General features: G+C 67.4%; 7 protein-coding genes. 3 read left to right on the forward strand and 4 right to left on the reverse strand.

All coding sequences use genetic code 11. The features are described from left to right. Positions 1-181: 181 nt before the first annotated feature. Both AL3_RS16405 and AL3_RS16410 read right to left on the reverse strand, forming a co-directional pair. Positions 182-520 carry a P-II family nitrogen regulator gene (locus AL3_RS16405; RefSeq protein WP_066303074.1) on the reverse strand — a complete coding sequence of 113 codons (339 nt, stop codon included), beginning with the start codon at positions 518-520 and terminating at the stop codon, positions 182-184. After that, positions 517-1,812, reverse strand: coding sequence for an ammonium transporter (locus tag AL3_RS16410; RefSeq protein WP_066303075.1), 1,296 nt, complete (start codon positions 1,810-1,812; stop codon positions 517-519). Before AL3_RS16410 ends, AL3_RS16405 begins: the two co-directional genes overlap by 4 nt. 249 nt (positions 1,813-2,061) lie before the next feature. Here AL3_RS16410 and AL3_RS16415 point away from each other — a divergent pair, with 249 nt between their 5' ends. Further along, positions 2,062-3,774: a hypothetical protein gene (locus AL3_RS16415; protein ID WP_083521839.1), complete on the forward strand. Its 1,713-nt coding sequence runs from the start codon at positions 2,062-2,064 to the stop codon at positions 3,772-3,774. 91 nt (positions 3,775-3,865) lie between these two features. Here AL3_RS16415 and ftsY read toward each other — a convergent pair whose 3' ends face one another. Beyond that, positions 3,866-5,062 carry a signal recognition particle-docking protein FtsY gene (gene ftsY, locus AL3_RS16420; RefSeq protein WP_066303100.1) on the reverse strand — a complete coding sequence of 399 codons (1,197 nt, stop codon included), beginning with the start codon at positions 5,060-5,062 and terminating at the stop codon, positions 3,866-3,868. Between the two features lie 111 nt (positions 5,063-5,173). Here ftsY and AL3_RS16425 point away from each other — a divergent pair, with 111 nt between their 5' ends. Together AL3_RS16425 and AL3_RS16430 are read left to right on the forward strand one after the other, a co-directional pair. Continuing rightward, complete coding sequence (locus tag AL3_RS16425; RefSeq protein WP_066303076.1) at positions 5,174-6,412, forward strand: MFS transporter; 1,239 nt, start codon at positions 5,174-5,176, stop codon at positions 6,410-6,412. Further along, positions 6,409-7,140 carry a glutamine amidotransferase gene (locus tag AL3_RS16430; RefSeq protein WP_066303078.1) on the forward strand — a complete coding sequence of 244 codons (732 nt, stop codon included), beginning with the start codon at positions 6,409-6,411 and terminating at the stop codon, positions 7,138-7,140. The genes AL3_RS16425 and AL3_RS16430 overlap by 4 nt, the downstream gene beginning before the upstream one ends. A gap of 47 nt (positions 7,141-7,187) precedes the next feature. On the opposite strand, the gene AL3_RS16435 is transcribed toward AL3_RS16430, so the two are convergent. After that, a partial coding sequence (locus AL3_RS16435; RefSeq protein WP_157075273.1) for an AAA family ATPase occupies positions 7,188-8,311 on the reverse strand: 1,124 nt, incomplete at its 5' end.

Consider the following 8,311-nt stretch of genomic DNA (forward strand, 5'->3'; position numbering starts at 1 on the left):
CAGCTGTTAAGGGTACCAAGCGCCGGTGGGTATTTGCCGCTGGGTTCCCATCTGGCCCCCCGGCCGCAGGAAGGGTTCCGGCACACCGCGGCCCTTCACGGTCATCTCCCTGCAAATGCAGGAACCGCCCGGCTGGATGGCAGCCGGGCGGTTCCTTTCCTGAGATGCCCTGGGGTGGAAACTACAGCGCGGAGTCGCCCCGCTCACCGGTGCGGACGCGCAGCGCCTCCTCGACGTTGGTGACCCACACCTTGCCGTCACCGGCACGGCCGGTGTTGGCGGTGGAAACCAGGACGTCCACGATGTCATTGACCCATTCGTTGGCGGCCAGGACCTCAACCCGGATCTTGGGCAGCAGGTCCACGGTGTATTCAGCGCCGCGGTAGACCTCGGTGTGGCCCCGCTGCCGGCCGTAGCCGTTGGCCTGGCTGACCGTCAGTCCCTGGACGCCGTAGCTTTCCAGGGCGCCGCGGATTGAGTCGAACTTCTCCGGCCGGACGATTGCGGTTACGAGTTTCATGAGTTGACGCTCTCCTTGGTGGCTGCGGGTGCGGTTTCGGCGACCGGGCGGAACGAGCCGCCTACGCCTACTCCGCCGAGTTCATAGGCGGTCTCAGCGTGTTCGCTGAGGTCGACGCCGTTGAGTTCCTGCTCCTCGGAGACCCGGAAGCCGATGGTCTTGTGGATCGCCAGGCCGATGATCAGGGTCATCACGGCCGAGAAGATGATTGCCACCACTGTCGCCACGATCTGGGCGCCGAGCTGGGCCAATCCGCCGCCGTAGAACAGGCCGCCGCCAACGCCGTCGACCGGCAGGGCGATGAAGCCCAGGGCCACGGTTCCGATCAGTCCGGCGACCAGATGCACACCCACAACATCCAGGGAATCGTCATAGCCGAGCTTGTACTTCAGTCCGACGGCGAGCGCCGAGACGATGCCGGCCACCAGGCCGAGCCCGAGTGCGCCGACCGGGCTGACGCTGGCACAGGCGGGGGTGATGGCCACCAGGCCGGCCACGATGCCCGAGGCTGCGCCCAGGGAGGTGGGGCGGCCGTCGCGGATGCGTTCGGTGATCAGCCAGCCGACCATGGCGGCTGCAGGTGCTGCGAGCGTGTTGACCCAGATCAGGCCGGCTTCCTCCGCAGTCCCGGCGGCACCGCCGTTGAAACCGAACCAGCCGAACCACAGCAGGGCAGCGCCGAGCATCACAAACGGAATATTGTGCGGGCGGTGGCTGGGATCGGTTCCAAAGCCGCGGCGCTTGCCGATGATCAGGGCCAGGACCAGGGCCGCGACACCGGCGTTGATGTGCACGACCGTGCCGCCGGCGAAGTCAATGGCTTCCCCGACCACCGAGCCGATGGCGCCCTCGGCCCCGAGCAGGCCGCCGCCCCAGACCATAAAGGCCAGCGGGCAGTAGACAAGGGTGACCCAGACCGGAACGAAGACGGCCCAGGCGCTGAACTTCGCGCGGTCTGCGATGGCACCGCTGATCAGGGCGACGGTGATGATGGCGAACGTTGCCCCGAACCCGGCGCTGATCATGTCCTCGGTGCCAATCAGGTCCTCAAGGCCGAAGGACGCGAAGGGGCTGCCGAAGAGGCCCGCGACGCCCTCGCCGCCCGTCATCGAGAACCCCCAGAGCACCCAGACGACGCCGACCAGCCCGATCGATACGAAGCTCATCATCATCATGTTCAGTGCCGCTTTGGCGCGGGTCATGCCGCCGTAAAAGAATGCCACTCCGGGGGTCATGAGCAGCACCAGGGCCGCCGATACCATCACCCAGACGTGACCTGCTGACAGATCCATCTCCACGTCCTTCCACGTTCCGCGGGCATCTCCCGCACAGAGAACTCTGCCGGGGCGAGGTTTCGGCATTCGGCCGGATCTATTACCGGCAGATTACAAAGCGGGCTGCCGGGTAAAAGGGCAGTGACGGACAGGTTTCCGGGAGATTTCCCGACGCCGGATCCGGGCCGGTGCGGCGTCCCGGGGCTTGTGTGCAGGCCACGGCTAGGATGTTCCCTGAGTCTCACTACCCCCGGAGGAATATCCCCCATGCCTGACAACCCGCCCTTGCCCGGACGGACTTCGACCCCTGGAGAAGACAACCAGGACCTGCCCAGCCGCCGGCACCAAAGGCCAGCCCGCCCAAGCAGGGGGAAGTGGATAGCCGCCGGAACCGCGGCGGTCCTCCTGGCCGCAGCAGGAATCAGCATTCCGCTGCTCCTCAATGATTCGCCGGCACCGGCCCTGGTGGAGCCGGAGGCCACAGCCGTGGCCGAGGAAACCCCGCTCCCGCCGGAACCCGCGTTCGCCTACTACAGCCAGATCGGGCCACCCGAGGGATCTCCCCTGACTGCAGTGGAGCCGCTGGCCCTGACTGTGGGCGAAACCACGACCGGCACATCGCTGCCCGCCGGGCTTGTTGGGCTCTCCCTGGAAGCCACGGACCTGGCCGATCCAGCCATGTCCGGGGACAACGCCGAGATGGTGCAGTCCCTCAGCGGGCTGGGTAATCCGCTGCTGCGGTTCGGCGGCAATGCCGTGGACAGGCGCTTCTTCTGGACCTCGGCCAACGAACCGGTCCCGGGCAACCTCACCGGGGACAAAGCCCATCCCGTCCGGGCTGTGACCCCCGCGGATCTGGAGCGGGTCAATACCCTTCTGGTTGCGCTGGATGCCACCATCAACCTGACCGTGGACCTGGGCAACTACGATCCAGCACGTGCTGCGGACATGACCGCCCATGCCTCCCGCATCTTCGGTGAGCGGCTCGTGGGCGTCACCGTTGGCAACGAGCCCAACGGGTACGCGAGCAACGGACTGCGTGAGCCCGACTGGACCGTCGAGGATTACCTCACAGAGCTGAAGGCCTACGCACAGGCAATGTACGACGCCGCACCGAACGTCAAGATTGTTGGCCCCGGCGTGTACTCCCAGTCATGGTGGGAGCCCTTCGCAAAGGTCGAACTGCCGCAGGAAAAGATCTTCTCCTTCCACCACTATCCGCTCTCCAGCTGTGATGCGGCGAAGGACCCGGGAGGGGCGCCCGTCCTGGCGAACCTGATGAGCCAGAACATCCATGACCATGCCGACCGGTACCGCGGCGCTGCCCTGGACCCTGCCAACGCAGCCGGCCTGGAAACCTGGATCACCGAGACCGGCGTTTCTGCGTGCCCCGGCTCGAATGAGACCACGAAGACCCACGCATCAGCGCTCTGGGCCGCCGACTACGCCATCAGCGGCGCCCAGCTGGGCGTCAGCCGCCTGAGCTTCCACAGCTCACTCATCACCTGCACAGGCGGACCGCCCATGTCCGCCATCTGCACCGGCGGGCAGTACCTGCAGCCGGACGGAACCGTGGACGAGCGGGCAAACTTCTTCGGCCTGTCAATGATCGCCGAGATGCAGCCCGGCGACTTCCTGAAGGTCGAGGAAGCCGGCGGCGGCATCAGCCACTCCTACGCCGTGCATCACGCCGACGGCAGTATCAGCGTGGTCCTGGTCAACGCCAATAATCCGGAAACCGATGCACAGATGAGCGTCAGCCTGAAGCTGCCCGCCCGTCCGCTCACCGCCGCGATGACCCAGCTGACGGGGTCTTCCTTCGCCGCCGAGGACAGCACCCTGATCGACGGCCAGCGCGCCGAGGCCGTCCCGGTCAGCGAGCGGCTCACCCTCCCTGGGTTTGCCTACGGTTCCGAAACCCAGGAATTCGTCCTGACCGCCGGCACGGTAACCATCCTGAACTTCACGTTCCAGCGGTAGTTCCACCAGGAGCCCGAACCCCGGCGCCCCTGGCACCAAAAAAGCTCCCCGCACCGATCCGGTGCGGGGAGCTTTTTACGTTGCGGGGCACTCAGGAGAGCAGCGCGTCCACGAACTCCTCGGCGTCGAACGGTGCCAGGTCATCCGGGCCTTCGCCCAGTCCCACCAGCTTGACCGGTACCCCGAGGGTGCGCTGGATGGCGACGACGATCCCGCCCTTGGCGGTTCCGTCCAGCTTGGTCAGCACAATGCCGGTGATGTTCACGACCTCGGCAAAGACCTTCGCCTGGGTCAGCCCGTTCTGGCCGGTGGTGGCGTCCAGGACCAGGAGGACCTCGTCCACCTCGGCCTGCTTTTCAATCACGCGCTTGACCTTGCCAAGCTCGTCCATCAGACCCACCTTGTTCTGCAGGCGCCCGGCGGTATCGATCAGGACGGTGTCCACTTCGCCGTCGATTCCGGCCTTCACGGCTTCAAAGGCAACGGACGCGGGATCGGCGCCGTCGACGTCGGAGCGCACGGTGGGCACGCCCACGCGCTGACCCCAGGTGGCCAGCTGTTCGGCCGCTGCGGCACGGAAGGTATCCGCAGCCCCCAGAATCACGTCCTTATCCTCGGCGACAAGCACACGGGCCAGCTTGCCGACCGTGGTGGTCTTGCCGACGCCGTTGACACCGACCACCATGACGATGGAGGGCTTGTCCGCATGCCGGTCCACGGCCAGGGAGCGGTCCATCGTGGGGTCCACCAGCTTGATCAGCTCTTCGCGCAGCATGGCACGGACCTCTTGGGGGTCACGGCTGCCGGAAATCCGGACGCGTTCGCGCAGGGCGTCCACCAGTTCCATGGTGGGTTCGGTACCGAGGTCTGCCAGCAGCAGGGTCTCCTCGATTTCCTCCCAGACGTCCTCGTCGATCTTGTCGCTGGAAAGCAGTGCCAGCAGGGCCTTGCCCAGGGCGTTGTTGGACTTTGAGAGCCGGGCCCGCAGCCGGGCCAGCCGGCCCTGAACGGGTTCGGGGGTCTCCAGCGCCGGGGCCTGGGGCTCGGCCGGAGCTTCCTCGAGGTCCCGCAGGTCGTCGGGGACGGTGACGGCGGTATCCGTCCCGGGCTCGGCCGTTCCGGGGCGGTCCAGGACGGCGGTGCTGCCGCCAGGCTGGTCGTCGGCGTCGCGGGTCGTGGGGTATGTGCCCTTGGGCATGCGGCGGGTGCGCACCAGCAGCGCCGCGACCGAGCCGATCACGGCAAGCCCGATGACCACATAGATCACTATCGAAAGAGTCTCATTCACGCTTTCCAGCATGTCATACGCCACAGCTGCGGGGCACCCGCAGCTGCCGGTGCACGCACCGCCGTCCCCACCGGGCGGAACCGCCGGGGACTCTGCGAGAATCAGAACATCATGGTGCGTTCTCCCCGGATTCCGATCCCCCGCGAAATCAAAGTTCTTATCGCTGCTGCGTTCCTCATCGCCCTGGGCTTCGGCCTGGTGGCGCCGGTCCTGCCGCAGTTTGCCCAGAGCTTCAATGTGGGCGTGGCCGCGTCCTCGGTGGTCGTCAGTGCCTTCGCCTTTACCCGGCTGGTCTTCGCCCCGGCGGGCGGAGCCCTGCTGGAGAAACTCGGCGAGCGCCCGGTCTACGTGATGGGGCTGCTGATCGTGGCCCTCTCCACCGCGGCGTGCGCGTTCGCCGAAAACTACTGGCAGCTGCTGATCTTCCGCGGCCTGGGCGGCATTGGCTCCACCATGTTCACGATTTCGGCGATGGCCCTGATCATCCGCCTGGCCCCGCCTGCCATCCGGGGACGGATCTCGGGAGCGTATGCCTCGTCCTTCCTGCTCGGCAACATCGGCGGACCGCTGCTGGGCGGGCTGCTGGCCGGCTTCGGGCTCCGGGTGCCGTTCCTGGTCTACGCGGCTGCACTGCTGATCACCGCCGCCCTGGTGGCGTTCCTGCTCCGGGATGCCAAGGGCACCAGGCCAGCCCCGGACGCCGCCCCGGCTCCCGCCAACCTGACCGTCCGCGAGGCGCTCTCCGATTCCGCCTACCGCGCCGCCCTGGTCTCCAGCTTCGCCAACGGCTGGTCCTCCTTCGGCGTCCGGAACTCACTGCTGCCGCTGTTCGCGGCAGCAGTGCTGTCCGCCGGCCCGGAAATCGCCGGCATCTCCCTGACCGCCTTCGCCGCCGGCACTGCCCTTGCCCTGACCTTCTCCGGCCGGCTGGCGGACAGCTGGGGACGTAAACCGCTGGTCATCACGGGCCTGGCCATCAACGCCGCAGCCACTGCCGCGATCGGTTTCTCCGGTTCCGTACCGGTTTTCCTGATCGTCTCCGGGATTGCCGGAATCGGCACCGGCCTGCTGAACCCCGCACAGCAGGCGGCGGTGGCCGACGTCGTTGGCTCCGGCCGCAGCGGCGGCAAGGTCCTGGCCACCTTCCAGATGTCCTCCGATACCGGTGCCATCATTGGGCCCATCCTCGCCGGTGTGCTGGCCGACCGGCTCGGGTATACCTGGGCCTTCGCGGTGACCGGCGCGATCGCTGCCGTGGCGCTGGTCGTCTGGCTCGGTGCCCGCGAATCCCTGGCACCGCAGATGCGGGTGAAGCGGACCCGCGGAACGCCAACTACCATCGAGGAATGAAGCCCTTCCTGCTGCTGGCCTCGCGTGCCGAAGACGGTGCCGCCGAGGAGGAGTATGAGTCCTATCTGAGATTCGGCGGCCTGCTCCCCGCCCAGCTGCACCGGGTCCGGGTGGAAGCCGCTCCCCTGCCGGCGATTGACCTGGACCGCTACAGCGGGATCATTGTGGGCGGCAGTCCCTTCAACTCCTCCGACCCGGAGGAAACCAAATCTTCCCTGCAGCTGCGCGTGGAGAAGGAACTCGGGGCCCTGCTGGACACTGTGGTAGCCCGGGACTTCCCGTTCCTCGGCGCCTGCTATGGAGTCGGCACGCTGGGCCGCCACCAGGGCGCCGTCGTTGACCGGCAGTTTGGCGAGGCCATCGCGGCGGTCCCCGTGTCCCTCACTGCCGAGGGCCGCCGGGACCCGCTGCTGGAGGGCCTCCCCAGCACCTTCGCTGCGTTTGTGGGCCACAAGGAAGCCGTTTCCAAACTCCCGGCGCACGCCGTCAACCTGGCCGGCTCCCCCGGCTGCCCGGTGCAGATGTTCCGGGTCCGTTCGAACCTGTATGCCACGCAGTTCCATCCCGAGCTGGACGTGGCCGGGCTGCTGACCCGCATTTCGGTTTACCGCAACGCCGGGTATTTTCCGCCGGAAGAAGCCGATGCCGTGATGGACTCCATCCGCTTCCAGGAAGTCACCGATCCTCCGCTGATCCTGCGGAACTTCACCGCCCGCTACGCGCGCTAGCCGCGGCGGGGACAGCCAGCCGCGTCCCGCAGGTCACCGGGACCGGGTCAGACGGCCGTCTTGTCCAGCCGCTGGCTGATCACCGCAGAGACGCCGTCGCCGCGCATCGATACCCCGTACAGCGCATCGGCCACCTCCATGGTGCGCTTCTGGTGCGTGATGACGATCAGCTGGCTGGATTCGCGCAGCTCTTCGAAGATGGTGATGAGCCGGCCCAGGTTGGTGTCATCCAGCGCCGCCTCGACTTCGTCCATCACGTAGAAGGGCGAGGGCCGTGCCTTGAAGATCGCCACCAGCAGCGCGACGGCGGTCAGCGACCGTTCGCCGCCGGAGAGCAGTGAGAGCCGCTTGATCTTCTTGCCAGCCGGACGCGCCTCCACCTCGATCCCGGTGGTGAGCATGTCCCCGGGGTCGGTGAGCACCAGCCGTCCCTCGCCGCCGGGGAACAGCCGGCCAAAGACCCGCTCGAACTGAACGGCCGTGTCCTGGAAGGCCGCGGTGAAGACCTCTTCCACCCGCTGGTCCACTTCCCGGATGATGTCCAGCAGGTCCTTGCGGGTGGCCTTCAAGTCCTCGAGCTGGGTGCTGAGGAACTGATGGCGTTCCTCGAGGGCCGCGAATTCTTCCAGCGCCAGCGGGTTGACCTTGCCCAGCGAGCTCAGGTCCCGTTCGGCCCGTTTGAGCCGCTTCTCCTGCTCGGCACGGTTGTAGGGGACGCCCTCCGTGAGCGGGTTGCCGTCCTCGTCCACGGGAACGTGGAGCGCGGCCCATTTGCCCGCTGCTTCGCTGGCTTCCACCGGCACGGGGACCGGCTGATCCGGTCCGTACTCCGCGACCAGGTGGTCGGCGGTGATGCCGAGTTCCTCCACGGCCCGGGTTTCCAGGGCTTCGATCCGCAGCCGTTTCTCGGCGCGGAGCAGTTCCTCCCGGTGAACCGAGTCGGTGAGTTTGGCCAGTTCCGCGGTGGCTTCGGCACTGGCCGTCCGTACGGCTGCCAGTTCGGAGTCCCATTCGGCCCGTACGGCTTCTGCTTCATCGCGTTCCGCTGCGGCAGCCTCCAGGGAAGCGCCGGCCCAGCGCCGGACGTCCGCTGCGGCTTCGGCCACGGCTGCCGCACGCGCCGCCTGCGCAGCCCGTGCCCGGGCGCGGACGGCTGCGGCGGCCCGGGCCC

The sequence above is a fragment of the Arthrobacter luteolus NBRC 107841 genome, assembly GCF_001552075.1.
GTDB classification, from domain to species: Bacteria; Actinomycetota; Actinomycetes; order Actinomycetales; family Micrococcaceae; genus Arthrobacter_B; species Arthrobacter_B luteolus.